Annotated in this window: 14 protein-coding genes; 10 read left to right on the top strand and 4 right to left on the bottom strand. The window is 70.9% G+C overall.

Annotated elements, in window-relative coordinates; genetic code table 11:
* The first annotated feature begins 27 nt into the window (after nucleotides 1-27).
* From glgX to ACFVYA_RS39350, 6 genes are all read left to right on the top strand, one after another.
* Nucleotides 28-2,175 (top strand): glycogen debranching protein GlgX, encoded by a 2,148-nt coding sequence (glgX, locus tag ACFVYA_RS39375; protein ID WP_387052316.1) that lies wholly within the window; start codon nucleotides 28-30, stop codon nucleotides 2,173-2,175.
* A gap of 393 nt (nucleotides 2,176-2,568) precedes the next feature.
* Nucleotides 2,569-4,551: a maltotransferase domain-containing protein gene (locus tag ACFVYA_RS39370; protein ID WP_387052314.1), complete on the top strand. Its 1,983-nt coding sequence runs from the start codon at nucleotides 2,569-2,571 to the stop codon at nucleotides 4,549-4,551.
* Between the two features lie 41 nt (nucleotides 4,552-4,592).
* Nucleotides 4,593-6,401 (top strand): maltose alpha-D-glucosyltransferase, encoded by a 1,809-nt coding sequence (gene treS, locus ACFVYA_RS39365; RefSeq protein WP_387052312.1) that lies wholly within the window; start codon nucleotides 4,593-4,595, stop codon nucleotides 6,399-6,401.
* Nucleotides 6,402-6,406: 5 nt separating this feature from the next.
* Entirely contained in the window at nucleotides 6,407-7,786 is a 1,380-nt protein-coding gene (locus ACFVYA_RS39360) for an aminoglycoside phosphotransferase (protein ID WP_387052310.1), read from the top strand.
* A complete protein-coding gene (gene glgB / locus ACFVYA_RS39355; RefSeq protein WP_387052308.1) occupies nucleotides 7,783-9,990 on the top strand; it encodes a 1,4-alpha-glucan branching protein GlgB in 2,208 nt (735 codons plus the stop codon). Before ACFVYA_RS39360 ends, glgB begins: the two co-directional genes overlap by 4 nt.
* Before the next feature lie 177 nt (nucleotides 9,991-10,167).
* A complete protein-coding gene (locus tag ACFVYA_RS39350) occupies nucleotides 10,168-10,560 on the top strand; it encodes a hypothetical protein (protein ID WP_387052306.1) in 393 nt (130 codons plus the stop codon).
* Between the two features lie 64 nt (nucleotides 10,561-10,624).
* Here the strand turns inward: ACFVYA_RS39350 and ACFVYA_RS39345 are convergent, their stop codons facing one another.
* Both ACFVYA_RS39345 and ppgK read right to left on the bottom strand, forming a co-directional pair.
* A complete protein-coding gene (locus tag ACFVYA_RS39345; protein WP_387052304.1) occupies nucleotides 10,625-12,022 on the bottom strand; it encodes an RNA polymerase sigma factor in 1,398 nt (465 codons plus the stop codon).
* A gap of 172 nt (nucleotides 12,023-12,194) precedes the next feature.
* Nucleotides 12,195-12,962 carry a polyphosphate--glucose phosphotransferase gene (gene ppgK, locus ACFVYA_RS39340; protein WP_387052336.1) on the bottom strand — a complete coding sequence of 256 codons (768 nt, stop codon included), beginning with the start codon at nucleotides 12,960-12,962 and terminating at the stop codon, nucleotides 12,195-12,197.
* Between the two features lie 64 nt (nucleotides 12,963-13,026).
* Here ppgK and ACFVYA_RS39335 point away from each other — a divergent pair, with 64 nt between their 5' ends.
* Nucleotides 13,027-13,845 (top strand): inositol monophosphatase family protein, encoded by an 819-nt coding sequence (locus ACFVYA_RS39335; protein ID WP_285989877.1) that lies wholly within the window; start codon nucleotides 13,027-13,029, stop codon nucleotides 13,843-13,845.
* A gap of 39 nt (nucleotides 13,846-13,884) precedes the next feature.
* On the opposite strand, the gene cei is transcribed toward ACFVYA_RS39335, so the two are convergent.
* A complete protein-coding gene (gene cei / locus ACFVYA_RS39330) occupies nucleotides 13,885-14,568 on the bottom strand; it encodes an envelope integrity protein Cei (RefSeq protein ID WP_285989878.1) in 684 nt (227 codons plus the stop codon).
* Nucleotides 14,569-15,081: 513 nt separating this feature from the next.
* On the opposite strand from cei, the gene ACFVYA_RS39325 reads away from it, so the two are divergent.
* Entirely contained in the window at nucleotides 15,082-15,390 is a 309-nt protein-coding gene (locus ACFVYA_RS39325) for a DUF4193 domain-containing protein (RefSeq protein WP_013224476.1), read from the top strand.
* Between the two features lie 145 nt (nucleotides 15,391-15,535).
* On the opposite strand, the gene ACFVYA_RS39320 is transcribed toward ACFVYA_RS39325, so the two are convergent.
* Nucleotides 15,536-16,018, bottom strand: a complete 483-nt coding sequence (locus ACFVYA_RS39320) for a DUF3093 domain-containing protein (RefSeq protein ID WP_387052300.1) — start codon at nucleotides 16,016-16,018, stop codon at nucleotides 15,536-15,538.
* Nucleotides 16,019-16,042: 24 nt separating this feature from the next.
* Here ACFVYA_RS39320 and dut point away from each other — a divergent pair, with 24 nt between their 5' ends.
* Entirely contained in the window at nucleotides 16,043-16,546 is a 504-nt protein-coding gene (gene dut / locus ACFVYA_RS39315; protein ID WP_285989880.1) for a dUTP diphosphatase, read from the top strand.
* Nucleotides 16,546-17,214, top strand: coding sequence for a DUF3710 domain-containing protein (locus ACFVYA_RS39310; RefSeq protein WP_285989881.1), 669 nt, complete (start codon nucleotides 16,546-16,548; stop codon nucleotides 17,212-17,214). The genes dut and ACFVYA_RS39310 overlap by 1 nt, the downstream gene beginning before the upstream one ends.
* Nucleotides 17,215-17,287 lie beyond the last annotated feature (73 nt).

Raw genomic sequence — 17,287 nt, 5'->3', positions numbered from 1 at the left:
CCACTGCTTATCTGGGACGATTCAGGAATGGCCACACGACCCTCCGCCGACCACGTCCTCGCCGGTCGCCCCTTTCCGCTCGGAGCCCACCCCGAGGCCGGCGGGGTGCGGTTCGCGATCACGTCCGCCGTCGCGGACGCCGTCGAGCTGTGCCTGATCGACGCCGACGGGTCGGAACGCCGGATCGCGCTGACCGAGCGCACCTTCGGCGTCTGGCACGGCCTGGTGCCCGGGGTGACGCCGGGGCAGCGCTACGGCTACCGGGTCCACGGCCCGTACGACCCGGCCCGCGGCCTGCGGTGCAACCCGCACAAGCTGCTGCTCGACCCGTACGCCCGGCAGATCACCGGCGGGCTCACCGACCTGCGCGCCGCCCAGGGCTTCACCGGCGACCCGGAGCGCGGGCCGATGTCCACTGTGGATTCGCTGGGCAGCGTGCCGCTGTCGGTGGTCACCTCGCCGGGCGGCCCGGACACCGGGACGAAGCCGGAGGTCCCGTTCGAGGAGGCGGTGGTCTACGAGCTGCACGTCAAGGGGTTCACGCAGCAGCACCCGTTCATCCCGGAGGCGCTGCGCGGCACCTACCTCGGCCTGGCCCACCCGGTCGCGATCGAGTACCTGACCCGCCTCGGCGTCACGTCGGTGGAGCTGCTGCCGGTGCACTCGTTCCTCGACGAGCCGTCGCTGGTCCGCGCCGGGCGGCACAACTACTGGGGTTACTCGCCGCTCGGCTTCTTCGCCCCGCACGCCGCCTACGCCAGCGAACCGGGCCACGAGGCCGAGGAGTTCCGGCTGATGGTGGCCGCGCTGCACGCGGCCGGCATCGAAGTGATCCTCGACGTCGTGTTCAACCACACCTGCGAGGGCGGCCCGGACGGGCCGACGCTGAGCTTCCGCGGGCTGAACGCGCCGGTGTACTACCTGCACACCGACCGCGGCCACATGGCCGACATCACCGGCTGTGGCAATACCTTGGAGGCCGGCTCGCCGACCGTGGTCCGGCTGGTCACCGACTCGCTGCGGTACTGGACGCAGGAGATGGGCGTCGACGGCTTCCGGTTCGACCTCGCCAGCACGCTCGGGCGGCCGCGGGGCGGCGCGTTCGACCCGGCGTCGACGCTGCTCACCGCGATCACCACCGACCCGGTGCTCTCGCGCTGCAAGCTGATCGCCGAGCCGTGGGACGCGACCGGAGAGGGCTACCGCGTCGGCGGCTTCGGCGCCCAGTGGGCGGAGTGGAACGGCCGCTACCGCGACACCGTGCGTGACTTCTGGCGCGGCGCGACCGGCGTCCGCGACCTCGCCTACCGGCTGTCCGGTTCGTCGGACCTGTACGACCACAACCTCCGGCGGCCGTGGCAGTCGATCAACTTCGTCACCGCGCACGACGGCTTCACGTTGCGGGACCTGGTGTCCTACAACGAAAAGCACAACGAGGCCAACGGCGAGGACAACCGCGACGGCACCAACGACAACCGCTCCTGGAACCTCGGCGCCGAGGGCGGCACGGCGGACCCGGCGATCCGGGACCTGCGGACCCGGCAGGCGCGCAACATGTTCGCCACGCTGCTGCTGTCCACCGGCACCCCGATGCTCACCATGGGCGACGAGTTCTGGCGGACCCAGCACGGCAACAACAACGCGTACTGCCTCGACGACGAGACGTCGTGGTTCGACTGGACACCGGACGACCCCGAGGCCGAGGCCATGCTCGCGTTCGCCCGCCGGGTCGTGCGGCTGCGCGCGAACAGCCCGGCGCTGCGGCAGCCGGAGTTCTTCGAAGGCCGGACGACGCCGACCGGCAAGCCGGACCTGGTCTGGTTCCGCCCGGACGGCGAGGAGTTCGGCGAAAGCGACTGGTTCGAGGACCGCCACACGCTCGGCATGTGGATCGACGGCTCGAACAGCCAGGCCCGCAACCGCGAGGGCGCGCTGGTGCCCGACCACTCGTGGCTGCTGTGGCTGCACGCGGGCGACGCGCCGGGCGAGGTCGTCCTGCCCGGGCGCGAGTACGGCGAGACGTTCAAACCGACCCTCGACACGAGCACCGCGGACGGCAGCCCGGCGAACCCGGGCCCCCTCGAAGCCAAGAGCCGGCTGACGCTCCAGTCCCGCTCCCTCCTCCTGCTCCGCGCCCCCCGCCTGGCCGCCGAACCCCACCCCGAGCCCTACTGACCCGCACCCCGCGTGCTTGAGGGGCCGGCTCGCGTGAGCAGAAGGTCGACACGCGTGATTGGAGGGTCGACACGGCGGCTGGCTCGTGTCGACCCTCCAATCACGTGAGTTGACTCCCCGATCACGCGTGTCGACCCTTCAAGCACGCGCGAGTCGTCCCTTGGGGTACGGGTTTCGGCCGTTCGGGCTCGCGTGTCGTCGCGGCGGGACCGGAGGCGGGGCCGGTGCCCGGTCGTAACCTGCCGGACACGCGCGCGGAACTCGTTGCGCGGGAAGCGTTTCACCTGATCCAGTTTGGGTACAGGGATAGAGAACCCTGCCGTGTGGACGCTTGATCGAGTCAGGCAGACTGTCGCCGTCTGCGTCCAACCGACATATCGAAGGGCGTTGCCCATGACCGGCCGGCTCGGCATCGACGACGTCTCCCCCAGCGTGAGCTGTGGCCGGTATCCGGCCAAAGCCGTTGTGGGGGAACACATCCCGGTCTTCGCGACCGTCTGGCGCGAGGGCCATGACGCGGTCGCGGCCACGGTCGCGTGGCGCGGCCCGGACGACCGGCTCACGCGCCAGACGCGGATGGTGCCGCGCGGTCCCGACCACCCGGACTCCTTCGCCGCGGTGATCGCCCCGGACACCACCGGTCTCTGGACGTTCCGGATCGACGCGTGGGGCGACCCGTGGTCGACGTGGGAGCACAACGTCGAGGTGAAGGTCGCCGCCGGGCAGGGGCCCGAGGACCTGGCCAACGACATCGAGAACGGCGCCCGGCTGATCGAGCGCGTCTCCCGCCGCCCGGACCGCCGGGGGGAGAAGGCGCTGCTGATCGGCGCGGTGAAGGCCCTGCGCGACGAGGAGCGCAGTCTCGCCGAACGCGTCGGTCCCGCGCTCTCGCCCGAGGTCCGCCAGGTCATGCACGAGTTCCCGGTGCGGGAGCTGATCACCAAGGGCAAGCCGCACAAGGTGTGGGTGGACCGCCGCCGCGCCGCGTACGGCTCGTGGTACGAGCTGTTCCCCCGCTCGACCGGCGGCCTCGACGCCGAGGGCAAGCCGGTGCACGGCACCTTCGCCACCGCCGCGACCGCGCTCGACCGCGTCGCGAAAATGGGCTTCGACGTCGTCTACCTCCCGCCGGTTCACCCGATCGGGCGAGTCAACCGCAAGGGACCCAACAACACCCTCGACGCCAAGCCGGAAGACGTCGGTTCGCCGTGGGCGATCGGTGCCGACGAGGGCGGCCACGACGCCATCCACCCCGACCTCGGCACCTTCGACGACTTCGACGCCTTCGTGGCCCGCGCGGAAGAACTCGGCATGGAGGTGGCGCTCGACTTCGCGCTGCAGGCCGCGCCCGACCACCCGTGGGTGCTCAAGCACCCCGAGTTCTTCACGACCCGCCCGGACGGCTCGATCGCGTACGCGGAGAACCCGCCGAAGAAGTACCAGGACATCTACCCGATCAACTTCGACAACGACCCCAAGGCCGTCTACGAGGAGATGCTGCGGGTCATCACCGTCTGGATCGACCACGGGGTGAAGATCTTCCGGGTCGACAACCCGCACACCAAGCCGCCGGACTTCTGGGCCTGGCTGATCCAGTCGGTCAAGGACGCCCACCCGGACGTGCTGTTCCTGGCCGAGGCGTTCACCCGCCCGGCGCGGCTGTGGGGCCTGGCCCGGCTCGGCTTCACCCAGAGCTACACCTACTTCACCTGGCGCACCGGCAAGCAGGAGCTGATCGACTTCGCCATCGACCTGCGCGAACACTGGAACGAGGGCCGGCCGAACCTGTTCGTCAACACCCCGGACATCCTCCACGAGTCGCTGCAGCGCGGCGGCCCCGGCATGTTCGCGCTGCGGGCCGCGCTGGCGGCGACGATCTCGCCGACGTGGGGGGTCTACTCCGGCTACGAGCTGTTCGAGCACGTTCCGGTCCGCGAAGGCAGCGAGGAGTACCTCGACTCCGAGAAGTACCAGCTGCGCCCGCGCGACTTCGAGCGCGCGCTCGACGAAGGGCGTTCGCTGGAGCCGTGGCTGGCGAAGCTGAACGCCGTCCGCCGCGCGCACCCGGCGCTGCAGCAGATGCGCACCCTGCACTTCCACCACATCGACAACGACGCGCTGCTGGCCTACTCCAAACAGGACCCGGCCACCGGCGACACCGTGGTCACGGTCGTCACCCTCGACCCGTACGGGCCCCAAGAGGGCACGCTCTGGCTCGACACCGCGGCGCTCGGCTTCGAAGCGCACGAACGGCTCATCGCCCACGACGAGGTCACCGGTGACACCTGGGACTGGGGTCCGGCGAACTTCGTCCGGCTCGAACCCTGGCGGGCGGTGGCGCACGTGGTGTCGGTGAGACGCCGCCTGGCCGGCTGAGAAACGGAAGGACAGGAATCCGAGGAACTGAGGTGGACCACATGGCGGATGAGGCCCGGCCCGATGCGGCGTTGGGGCTGGAGGGCGTGCCGCACACCGGCGAGGCGATGACCGCCGACGGCATGCTCGTGGAACCGCAGGCCGGGGACTTCCGGTCGGCGCAGCAAGCGCCGAGCAACCCGGAGTGGTTCAAGGGCGCGGTGTTCTACGAAGTGCTGGTGCGCGCGTTCGCCGACTCCAACGGCGACGGCACCGGCGACCTGCGCGGCCTGGCCGGCCGGCTCGATTACCTGGCCTGGCTGGGCATCGACTGCCTGTGGCTGCCGCCGTTCTACGCTTCGCCGCTGCGCGACGGCGGGTACGACATCAGCGACTTCCGTGCGGTGCTCCCGGAATTCGGCAGCGTCGAGGACTTCGTCTTCCTGCTCAACGAGGCGCACCGGCGCGGCATCCGGGTGATCACCGACCTCGTGCTCAACCACACCTCGGACGCGCACCCGTGGTTCCAGCAGTCCCGCAGCGACCCCGACGGCCCGTACGGCGACTACTACGTGTGGAGCGACGACGACTCCCGCTACGCCGACGCGCGGATCATCTTCGTCGACACCGAGACGTCGAACTGGACCTACGACCCGGTGCGCGGCCAGTTCTACTGGCACCGGTTCTTCTCCCACCAGCCCGACCTGAACTTCGAGAACGTCGACGTCCAGAACGCGATGATCGACACCCTGCGGTTCTGGCTGGACCTGGGCATCGACGGGTTCCGCCTGGACGCCGTGCCGTACCTGTTCGAGCAGGAGGGCACCAACTGCGAGAACCTGCCGCGCACGCACGAGTTCCTCAAGCGCTGCCGCAAGGTCGTCGACGACGAGTACCCGGGCCGCATCCTGCTGGCCGAGGCGAACCAGTGGCCCTCGGACGTCGTCGAGTACTTCGGCGACCCGGCGGTCGGCGGCGACGAGTGCCACATGGCGTTCCACTTCCCGCTGATGCCGCGGATCTTCATGGCGGTGCGGCGCGAGTCCCGCTTCCCGATCTCGGAGATCATGGCCCAGACCCCGGAGATCCCCAGCGGCAGCCAGTGGGGCATCTTCCTGCGCAACCACGACGAGCTGACCCTCGAGATGGTCACCGACGACGAGCGCGACTACATGTACGCGGAGTACGCCAAGGACCCGCGGATGAAGGCCAACATCGGCATCCGCCGGAGGCTGGCCCCGCTGCTGGACAACGACCGCAACCAGCAGGAGCTGTTCACCGCGATGCTGCTGTCCCTCCCCGGTTCGCCCGTTCTGTACTACGGTGACGAGATCGGCATGGGAGACAACATCTGGCTCGGCGACCGCGACGCGGTGCGCACCCCCATGCAGTGGACCCCGGACCGCAACGCCGGGTTCTCCTCCTGCGACCCCGGCCGGATCTACCTGCCGGTGATCATGGACCCGGTGTACGGCTACCAAGGCCTGAACGTCGAGGCGCAGTCGAACAACGAAGCCTCGCTGCTGAACTGGACCCGGCGGATGATCGAGGTGCGCAAACAGCACCACGCGTTCGCCGAAGGCGAGTTCGTCGACCTCGGCGGGTCCAACCCCAGCGTGCTGGCCTACAAGCGCCAGTGGCGGCGCCCGGACGGCGGCGAAGACGTCGTGCTCTGTGTGAACAACCTGTCCCGGTTCCCGCAGCCGGTGGAGCTGGACCTGTCCGCGCACCGCGGGTGCACGCCGGTGGAGCTCACCGGTGGCGTGCGGTTCCCCAGCATCGGGGACCTGTCGTACCTGCTGACGCTGCCCGGGCACGGCTTCTACTGGTTCCAGCTGACGAGCCCGGGAGACGAAGGCGAAGCGAGGTGAGTCCCTTGTCCGACCCGCGCGAGCTGGTCGACGACCTGACCGGCGACCTGAAGCGCTGGCTGCCCGAACAGCGGTGGTTCGCCGGCAAGGACCGGCCGGTGACCGGCGTCCGGCCGCTCGGCGTGACCGAGCTGGTTTCCGGTGATCCGCAGCTGCTGCACGCCGTCGTCGAGGTCGTCCAGGACGACCGGCGCGAGCCCTACCAGCTGCTGGTGGGCCGGCGGACGCATCCGCCGGAGATCGCCTCGACCAGCTGGATCGGCGCCGTCGGCGACCTCAACGCCTACGAGGCGTCCGGCGACCTGGACGTCACCGGCGTGCTGCTGGACCTGATGGCCCGCGAGGAGCAGGTCGGTTCGCTGGTCTTCGAGCACGAGCCCGGCGTGGAGCTGGAGACCGGCCTGCGCGCCCGGCCGATCACGTCGGAGCAGAGCAACACGTCCCTGGTCTACGGCGGGCAGTACATCCTCAAGCTGTTCCGGAAGCTGACGCCGGGCAAGAACAAGGACCTGCTGCTGCACCGCGCGCTGCAGGGCGTCGGCAGCAAGCACATCGCACCGGTGCTCGGGTCGATCACCGGCGACCTGGACGGCGAGCCGACCACGGTCGGCATGCTCCAGCAGTTCGTGTCGGACGCGGTCGACGGCTGGGCGATGGCCACCACCAGCGTCCGCGACCTGATGGCCGCACCCGAACTGCATCCCGAGGAGGTCGGCGGCGACTTCGCCGGCGAGGCCGAGCGGCTCGGGCGCGCCGTCGCCGAGGTGCACGCGGACCTCGCCGAGGCGCTCGGCACCGAGCCGGTCGACGCCGACGAGCTCGAGCGCTCGACGAAGGCGATGCTCGCCCGGCTCGACACGATCGCCGGGCGGGTACCCGAGCTGGCCGCGCACGCCCCGAAGCTGCGGGCGGCGTTCGAGGGGCTGCGCACGCTGCCCGCGGGCTCGGTGACCATGCAGTACATCCACGGCGACCTGCACCTCGGGCAGGTGCTGCGGACCGTCGGCGGCTGGCTGCTGATCGACTTCGAGGGCGAGCCCGCGGCCCCGGTCGAGGAACGCCACGCGCTGCGGTCGCCGTTGCGCGACGTCGCGGGCATGCTGAGGTCGTTCGACTACGCGGCCCAGCAGATGCTGGTCGGCCAGCCGGACGAGCCGGTGCTGGCCGAGCGCGCCCACGAGTGGTCGGAGCGCAACCGGGCGGCGTTCTGCGAGGGCTACGCCGCGATCGCGGCGGACCCGCGGGCGCAGGGCGAGCTGCTGCGCGCGTTCGAACTGGACAAGGCGGTCTACGAAGTGGGTTACGAGCACGCGAACCGGCCGGACTGGCTGGGCGTGCCGCTCGCCTCGATCGCCCGGATCACTAGCGGAGGGACGACACCGTGAACGCGGCTCCCGAAGGCCTCCCGGCCGCGGCCCCGCCGGCCGCGGACATCGACCGGCTGCTCGCCGGTTCCCACCACGACCCGCACTCGGTGCTGGGCGTGCACGCGGTGGGCAAGGGCTTCGCGGCCCGGGCACTGCTGCCCGGCGCGAAAGCCGTCACGCTGTGCGCGGGCGGGCAGAAGTACCCGATGGAACCGGTGATCGACGCGCTGTTCGCCGTCGCCGTGCCCGAACACCCCGGCGACTACCGGCTGGAAGTCGAGTACGACGGGCACACCGCCACTTCCGACGACCCGTACCGCTGGCTGCCCACGGTGGGCGAGCTGGACCGGCACCTGATCGGCGAGGGCCGCCACGAGCGGCTCTGGGAGGCGCTGGGCGCGCACGTCCGGTCCTACGAGACGCCGAACGGTGTCGTCGAGGGGACGTCGTTCGCGGTCTGGGCGCCGAACGCGCGGGGCATCCGCGTGATCGGCGACTTCAACGGCTGGGACGGGCGCGGGCACCCGATGCGCTCGCTCGGCTCGTCCGGGGTCTGGGAGCTGTTCGTGCCCGGCGTCGGCGTGGGCACCTGCTACAAGTTCCGGATCCTGGGTGCCGACGGCAACTGGCACGAAAAGGCCGACCCGATGGCGTTCGGCACGGAGCAGCCGCCGGCGACGGCTTCGGTCGTGACCAGCTCGACGTACCTGTGGGAAGACGACGAGTGGGTCGCGAAGCGGGAGGCGACCCAGTGGGCCGCGGCGCCGATGAGCGTCTACGAGGTCCACCTCGGTTCGTGGCGGCCGGGCCTTGACTACCGGGAGCTGGCCGACCAGCTGGGCGACTACCTCGTCGAAACCGGTTTCACGCACGTGGAACTGCTGCCGGTGTCGGAGCACCCGTTCGGTGGCTCGTGGGGCTACCAGGTGACGTCGTACTACGCGCCGACGTCCCGCTTCGGCTCGCCGGACGACTTCCGCTACTTCGTCGACCGCCTGCACCAGCGGGGGATCGGCGTGCTCGTGGACTGGGTGCCCGCGCACTTCCCGAAGGACAGCTGGGCGCTGGCGAAGTTCGACGGCACCGCGCTCTACGAGCACGCGGACCCGCGCCGCGGCGAGCAGCCCGACTGGGGCACGCTCGTGTTCGACTTCGGCCGCAACGAGGTCCGCAACTTCCTGGTCGCCAACGCGCTGTACTGGATCGAGGAGTTCCACCTCGACGGCCTGCGCGTCGACGCGGTGGCGTCGATGCTCTACCTCGACTACTCCCGCAAGGAAGGGGAGTGGCTGCCCAACCAGTACGGCGGCCGCGAGAACCTGGACGCGGTGCGGTTCCTGCAGGAGCTGAACGCGACCGTCTACAAGCGGCACCCGGGCATCGTGATGGTGGCGGAGGAGTCGACGGCCTGGCCGGGCGTCACGCGCCCGACGCACCTCGGCGGCCTCGGGTTCGGCTTCAAGTGGAACATGGGCTGGATGCACGACACGCTCCGGTACCTCTCGCACGAGCCGATCCACCGCGCCTACCACCACAACGAGATGACGTTCTCGCTCGTGTACGCGTGGAGCGAGAACTTCGTGCTGCCGCTGTCGCACGACGAAGTGGTGCACGGCAAGGGATCCCTGTGGGGCCGGATGCCGGGCGACGCCTGGAACAAGGCGGCCGGCCTGCGCTCGCTGCTGGCGTTCATGTGGGCGCACCCGGGCAAGCAGCTGCTGTTCATGGGCGGCGAGTTCGGCCAGCCGGGGGAGTGGTCGGAGTCGAAGTCGCTGGACTGGCACCTGCTGGACGAGCCGCTGCACCTCGGGGTGTGGGAGCTGCTGCGGTCGCTGAACACGGTGTACCGGTCGTCGCCGGCGTTGTACAGCCAGGACACCTCGCCGGACGGCTTCCGCTGGATCGACGCGAACGACTCGAGCGGCAACGTGCTGAGCTTCCTCCGCATCGGTGCCGACGGCTCGCGGCTGGCCTGCGTGGCCAACTTCGCGGGCGTCCCGCACCACGACTACCGGGTGGGACTGCCGGCGGCGGGTCGCTGGCGGGAGGTCGTCAACACCGACGCCGAGGCGTACGGCGGCTCCGGGGTCGGCAACCTCGGCACGGTGGAGGCGACGGAGGACCCGTGGCACGGCCAGCCGGCCTCCGCTGTCCTCCAGCTCCCCCCGGCCGGCGTCCTCTGGCTGGCCGAGGAGACCCCGGAGACCCCCGAACTCCCGTGATCCAAGCCGGAACCCACGTGATTGAAGCCGGAACCCACGTGATTGAAGCCGGAACTCGCGAGTTCCGGCTTCAATCACGCGAGATCCGTGTTCAGTCACGCAAGATCCGGCTCTGATCACGCGGGCTGCCCCGAAAAGCCTTCTGCCGGGGCGGCCCGGCGGGCTTACCATCGGGGGATGGGCGGCTCCGGCGGCGTCCTGGCGAACCTGATCCTCTTCGCCGTGGTGTGCATCGCTCCCACGGTGCTGTTCTGGTGCGCGCTGCGCGTCCCCAAGCTGGTCGACTGGCTCCGGGCGAAGCGCGCGAAGCCGCAACCGCAGGGGCCGCCGATCGAACGCGTCGCCGCGGACCTGCGGCGGGTGCACCGGCTGCTCGTGGACTACCCGTCCGGGACCCCGGCGGCCCGGCGGTTCGGGACGCGGCAGGCGTACGACGAGCTCCTCACCCAGGCGTGCCGCCAGGTCGGCGTCCCGCACCGGCTCGGGGAACTGCCCGAGGGGATGGACCGCGAGATCGAACGCCTGCGCGTCGAGCAGTCGCTGCGGGAGCGCGGGCTGGCCGTGCCCTGAACCGCAACGGGAAAACCCCGCCACCGGCTCCGGTGGCGGGGTTTCCGTTGTCCCGTGAGGAGACTCAGTCCAGGTAGTCCCGCAGGACCTGGGACCGCGACGGGTGACGCAGCTTCGACATCGTCTTCGACTCGATCTGCCGGATGCGCTCACGGGTCACCCCGTACACCTGGCCGATCTCGTCGAGCGTGCGCGGCTGGCCGTCCGTGAGGCCGAAGCGCAGCCGGACCACGCCCGCCTCGCGCTCGGACAGCGTCTGCAGCACCGACTGGAGCTGGTCCTGCAGCAGCGTGAACGACACCGCGTCGACCGCGACGACCGCTTCGGAGTCCTCGATGAAGTCACCGAGCTGCGAGTCGCCCTCGTCGCCGATCGTCTGGTCGAGCGAGATCGGCTCACGCGCGTACTGCTGGATCTCCAGGACCTTCTCCGGGGAGATGTCCATTTCCTTCGCGAGCTCTTCCGGGGTCGGCTCGCGGCCGAGGTCCTGGAGCAGTTCGCGCTGGATGCGGCCCAGCTTGTTGATGACCTCGACCATGTGCACCGGGATGCGGATGGTGCGCGCCTGGTCGGCCATCGCGCGGGTGATCGCCTGGCGGATCCACCACGTGGCGTACGTCGAGAACTTGTAGCCCTTGGTGTAGTCGAACTTCTCCACCGCGCGGATCAGGCCGAGGTTGCCCTCCTGGATCAGGTCCAGGAACGCCATGCCGCGGCCGGTGTAGCGCTTGGCCAGCGAGACCACGAGCCGGAGGTTCGCCTCGAGCAGGTGGTTCTTGGCGCGCTCGCCGTCACGCACGATCCACTTGAGATCGCGGCGCATCTGGGTGACGAGCTTCTCGCCCTCCTCCTCGGCGGTGCGCACGCGCTCGGCGGCGTAGAGCCCGGCCTCGATCCGCTTGGCCAGCTCCACCTCCTCCTCGGCGTTCAGCAGCGCGACCTTGCCGATCTGCTTGAGGTAGGCACGCACGGAGTCGGCGGACGCGGTGAGCTCGGCGTCCTTGCGCGCCTGGCGCAGCGCCTCGGACTCCTCCTCGTCCCAGACGAAGTCCGGGTTGTCGGCCTTGGCCGCGGCCTTGTCCGCCGCGACACCGCGACGGCGCTGCGCCGGGGTCTCCTCGTCGGACTCCTCGTCGTCATCGTCGTCGGCCGAGTCGGCGTCCGGCTCGTCGGTGACCGTCTCGTCGACGACGTCGACCTCGACCTCTTCCAGGTCCGACAGGTCGGGCGTACCCAGTTCGTCGTCCTCGAGGACTTCGGGGCCGTCCGGCTCGCCGTCTTCGGTCTTGCCGCCCTTGGTCACGGCCTTCTTCGCCGGAGCCTTCTTGGCCGGAGCCTTCTTGGCGGTGGTGGTCTTGCGGGCCGCCGGCTTCGCCGTCCCGGTGGCTGCCTCTTCGGCCGGCTCGCCGGCTGCGGTCGCTGTCTTCGTCCCGCCTCGGGTTGCGGTTCTTGCGGCTGCCACTTACGCCCTTTCGCAGCGGTCGATCACGACGAGCAACGGCCTGGGGCCATTGCTGCCTCACATTCGGGGATCACGCCTCGGCCTGCGGTTTTGACCTCCGCAGCCGTGGGCCGTGTTCCATTGTAACGACGGTACGCGCATGCGGTGCGAAGCGATCACCCTCAGAGCCGAATCAGTGCTGGATGCCCTCCGCCGCGGCGGCCGCGGCGCCGACGATCCCGGCGTTGTTCTGCAGGCTCGCCACCAGCACCGGAGTGCGGATGTCCAGCAGCGGCACCCATTTCTCGGCCTTCTTGCTGACCCCGCCGCCGACGATGAACAGGTCGGGCCAGATCAGGTTCTCCAGCACGGTCAGGTAACGGTGCACGCGCTTGGCCCATTCGGGGTAGGAGAGCCCCTCGTTGTCCTTCACCGAAGCGGCCGCGCGCTTCTCGGCGTCGTGGCCGTCGATCTCGAGGTGGCCGAATTCGGTGTTGGGGACGAGCTTGCCGTCCTGGAAGACCGCGCTGCCGATGCCGGTGCCGAAGGTGAGCAGCGCCGTCACGCCCGTGCGCGCGACCGGGTCGCCGAAGCGGATCTCCGCCATGCCCGCCGCGTCGGCGTCGTTCAGCATCGCGACCTGGTCGACGCTCCGGCCGAGCCGCTTGGCGAACAGCGCGTCGGCGTCGGTGCCGATCCACTGCTTGTCGATGTTGGCCGCGGTGTGCGCGACGCCCTTCTTGACGACCGCCGGCAGCGTCACGCCGACCGGGCCGTCCCAGCCCGCCTGCGTGACGATGTCGTGCACGACGTCCGCCACCGCCGACGGCGTGGACGGCTTCGGCGTCTCGATCCGGATGCGGTCGCCGATGAGCTGTCCCTTGTCCAGGTCGACCAAGGCGCCCTTGATCCCGCTGCCGCCGATGTCGATGCCGAAACCTCGGCGGGTCGCCTCCACCACGGACGTGGTCCCTTCTCGCACGATTCAGAAGCCTGCCTCGGAGACTTTAACCGGATGTGGTGACATGTCGGACGTGGGAGTTGACGAGTCGTTGCTGAAAAGCGTCGCGGTGCAGGTCGCGACGGAAGCCGCCGCCCTGGTCCGCGAGGCCTGGGAAGGCATGGCGGCGGGCCGGGCGGTGGCCGTCGGCACCAAGTCCGGGGCCACCGACGTGGTGACCGCGGTGGACCACGAGTCCGAACGCCTGGTGCGCGCGCGGCTGGCCGAACTGCGCCCGGGGGAGCCGGTGCTGGGCGAGGAAGGCGGCGGCGCCGCGGGCGACGGCGTGACGTGGGTGGTCGACCCGATCGACGGGACGGTCAACTTCCTCTACGGGCTGCCGTGGTTCGCGGTGTCGGTGGCCGCGCAGGTCGGCGGCGTGTCGGTGGCCGGAGCGGTGGCCGAGCCGGCGAGCGGCCGCGTCTGGTCGGCGGCCCGCGGGCAGGGCGCGTTCCTGGACGGGCGGCGGCTGGCGGTGTCGGCGCCGTCGAGCCTGGAAGTGACGCTGGTCGGAACCGGTTTCGCGTATTCGCGGGAGCGGCGGACGCGGCAGTCGCGGTTCGCGGCGGAGCTGCTGGGGCGGGTGCGGGACATCCGCCGCAACGGCGCGGCGTCGCTGGACCTGTGCGCGGTGGCGGCGGGCTGGCTGGACGCCTACGTCGAGCACGGGCTCAACCGCTGGGACTGGGCGGCGGGGGCGCTGATCGCGGCGGAGGCGGGCGCGCAGGTGTCCGTCCCGGGCGCGGCACCGGAGCTGGGCGCGGACGCGACGTACGCGGCGGCCCCGTCGATCGCGGACCCGCTGCGGAAGGTGCTGGCGGACTGCGGCGCGGCGGAGGTCTGAGCGGGTCCTCACCGGCCGGACGGCCGGGACGGCGCAGGGTCAGCAGGCCGCGTCGCGGGCCGAGGCCAGCAGCGTCTGGTCGACGACCGGGGCCGGCGCGCCCGCGGACTGCTCGTTGCCGCCGCCGCCCTGGTGGGCCTTCGACCAGTCGGCGAGCTGGGTGATGATCCGGCGGGCTTCGGCGTTGGGCCGCAGGTCGCCGAACAGCGTGCCCGTGACCACGTCGACGCTCGCGTCCTTGCGGTTGTCCTGGACCAGCTCGGCGCACGGCACGACGAGGCTGAGCGTCCGGGCCGCGGTGACGCCGTTTTCGCCGAAGCGGATCTGACCGCGGCACTTGGCCTCGCGGTTCTCGTACGCCGGGTCGTTGGCCGGGTCGGCGGCGCCGGTGAAGCCGAGTTCGCGCAGCGCCGTCGTGGTGATGCCACCCTGGCCGCGGCTGCCCGAGGCGTTGAGGACCCGGTAGGCGACCTTGTCCGGCGGGATGGGGGCGCGGTCGTCGAGCGCGTTGTGGGGCAGGCTGCTGAACGTCACGCCCGGTGGCGGGCTGGCCGGCGGGTCGCACTTGACGGCCTCGTCGACGTCGCCCTTGCCGATCGCGGCGTGCACCCAGACGACGATCGCGCCCACGGCGAGCACGCCGATGACGATCAGCGCCGGCAGCGGCTTGTGCTTGCGATACGGCCGCGTCCCACGGTCCCCGATGCCGTTCCCCGACGCCACCTGCCCGTCCCTTCCCGAACACCGAAACGACCGTGCGTACCGGGCACCGTCGAGGCCGTTCAGCCTAGGCGCTGCGACCGACGCACGTGGTCCCGGGTCACCCGGTGGGTTCCCGTGCTCTTGCCTGCGGTACCGGGCCCCAGCCGGACCGATCCCCGTGCAGCGATCGCACCACGGCGGGGCCGGCCGGGGCAAGCGGACACCGGCCGCGCGTGAAGTTCTCCACCCCCGCGCAACCCGAACGGACGACAACGCGTCTTACCTGCGGGTTCCCCCTGTCGGGTGACGATTCCCCGGCAATGTCTGACTCGTTGCAGAACCCGCGGAGCGGTGAGCTACCCTTCCCGGGCTCCGGCCGCAGGAAGAGGCGCAAAAAGAAGAGACCTCGGTCACTTCGGCCGTCGGGCACAAACGAGGGCCCTGGAACGTTGACCAGCGGCACGGCGGACTCACGGGCGCATCCGGGAGTCCGGGAAAACGACTACACAAGCTGATCGCAGGGGTGAGGGACACATGGCTACCGACTACGACGCTCCGCGCCGCAGCGAAGCCGACGAGCTGGCCGAAGACTCGTTGGAGGAGCTCAAGGCCCGGCGGAACGAGAACCAGTCCGGCGTCGTCGACGTCGACGAGGACGCGACCGCCGAGAACTTCGAGCTGCCGGGTGCCGACCTCTCCGGGCTTTCCGGTGAGGACATGACCGTGAAGGTGGTGCCGAAGCAGGCGGACGAGTTCACCTGCTCCGTGTGCTTCCTGGTGCACCACCGCAGCCGGCTGGCCGAGGACAACGGCGGACGCCTGATCTGCCGCGACTGCGCCTGACGGCACGGGGATCTCGGACAGGGTTTCAGGGGACGAACAGACGCGACGGAGAGCCTCGAGGGAGACCGGGGAAGGCTCGAAGCGCGCTGGGGACAAGGGGGCCGGCCGGCAGGCCGGCCCCCTTCCCTGTCTCGAGGGGGCGTGTTCAGGCGCCCTTGAGCAGCTCGGCGACGCGTTCGGGGTGCCGGGTGCTGAACAGCCAGTACGGCGTCGGGTCGTTCGCGTCCGTCAGCCGGACCTTGACCACCGGGCCGACCCAGCCGCGGTGCAGCACGTAGGCGGCCGGGTCGCCGTCGCGCCCCAGGGCCGTGCGCTTGGCTTCCTTGTCGAAGATCTCCACCTCGCCGGCGTAGCGCAGCGGCAGGTGCGCGTCGCCGACCCACAGCTCCGGCTCGTCACCGCCGGTGATCCGGACCTTCGACCGGCCCAGCGACAGCAGCAGCGCCACGACGACCGGCAGCGCGATCACGTACGGCAGCCACGCCCGGATCCCGGGGTACCCGAGGTCGATCTCGGCGGCGAGCAGGATCGCCCCCAGCACCGGTAGCGGCCAGCCCCACCACGGGACGTACAGCCGTTCGGAGTGCCGCACGGCGGCGTTCGCGGCCGTCTTCGCTGATTCACCCACGGGTAGAGAGTAATCTCGCCGCCCGTGTCCAGCGTTCAGGTACTCCTCTCCCGGCTCGACCCGGATGTCCCGCTGCCCGCCTACGCCCGACCGGGCGACGCGGGCGCCGATCTCGTCACCACCTCGGATATCGTGCTCGGACCCGGGGAACGCGGCGTCGTCGGCACCGGCGTCGCGATCGCGCTCCCGCCCGGGTACGCGGGGTTCGTCCACCCGCGGTCCGGCCTGGCGGCCCGGGCCGGCCTCTCGGTCGTGAACACCCCGGGAACGATCGACTCGGGCTACCGCGGGGAGATCAAGGTCTGCCTGATCAACCACGACCCGGTGCACCCGGTGAAGCTCGCGCGCGGCGACCGGATCGCCCAGCTGGTCGTGCAACGGGTCGAACACGCCGAATTCGTCGAGGTCGCCGAGCTCGACGCCACCGAACGGGGCGACGGAGGCTACGGCTCCACGGGCGGACACGCCACACTGGGAGCAGACGCGCTCGCCGCGAGCGCCGTGGCTGGGGAAGGAACGGAGAAGTAGTGGGGATTTTCGGACGCAAGCGGCGGACCGAGGGCGAGTCCGCCGGACGGCACGCCGCGCCCGAGGCCGACGACACTTTCGAGGACGAGGCGTACGACGACGAGGACGGGCCGGAGCTGTCGGACGTCTCCGACGGCCCGTTCGACGTGGCCGACTTCGACGACGACGGCATCCCGCGGATCGACCTCGGCTCGGTGAAGGTGCCGGTGCCCGACGGTTCCCAGGTCCAGGTCGAGATGGACCCGGAGGCCGGGGGCGTGCGCGCCGTGCACGTCGTCACCGAGCAGGGCCAGATCACGGTCAGCGCGTACGCCGCGCCGCGCTCGGGCGGGCTGTGGCGGGAGGTCAGCAGCGAACTGGCCGACCAGCTGCGGGCCGACGGCGCCAAGGTCACCCTCGGCCGCGGTGTCTGGGGCCTGGAGATTTCGGCCATCATCGGCGACGTCGCCCTGCGCTTCGTCGGCGTCGACCGGCCCCGCTGGATGCTGCGCGGCGTCATCGCCGGGCCGCAGTCGGAGGCCGCGGGGGCCGTCGAGGTGCTGCGCGAGATCGTCCGGCGGACCATCGTCGACCGCGGTGACGCGCCGATGCCGGTTCGGACCCCGCTGACCATCACGCTGCCCGAGGCGGTCGCCGAGCACATCGCGGCCCAGCAGCAGCAAGGCTGACGTCGTCGCGCCGAAGGCCGCCACCGGACGCCGGTGGCGGCCCTCGGCGCTTCAGGAACCCAGTGCCTTCAGG

The organism is Amycolatopsis sp. NPDC058278 (assembly GCF_042881395.1).
Lineage (GTDB): Bacteria > Actinomycetota > Actinomycetes > Mycobacteriales > Pseudonocardiaceae > Amycolatopsis.
This window is presented reverse-complemented; position numbering and strand designations above follow the sequence as displayed.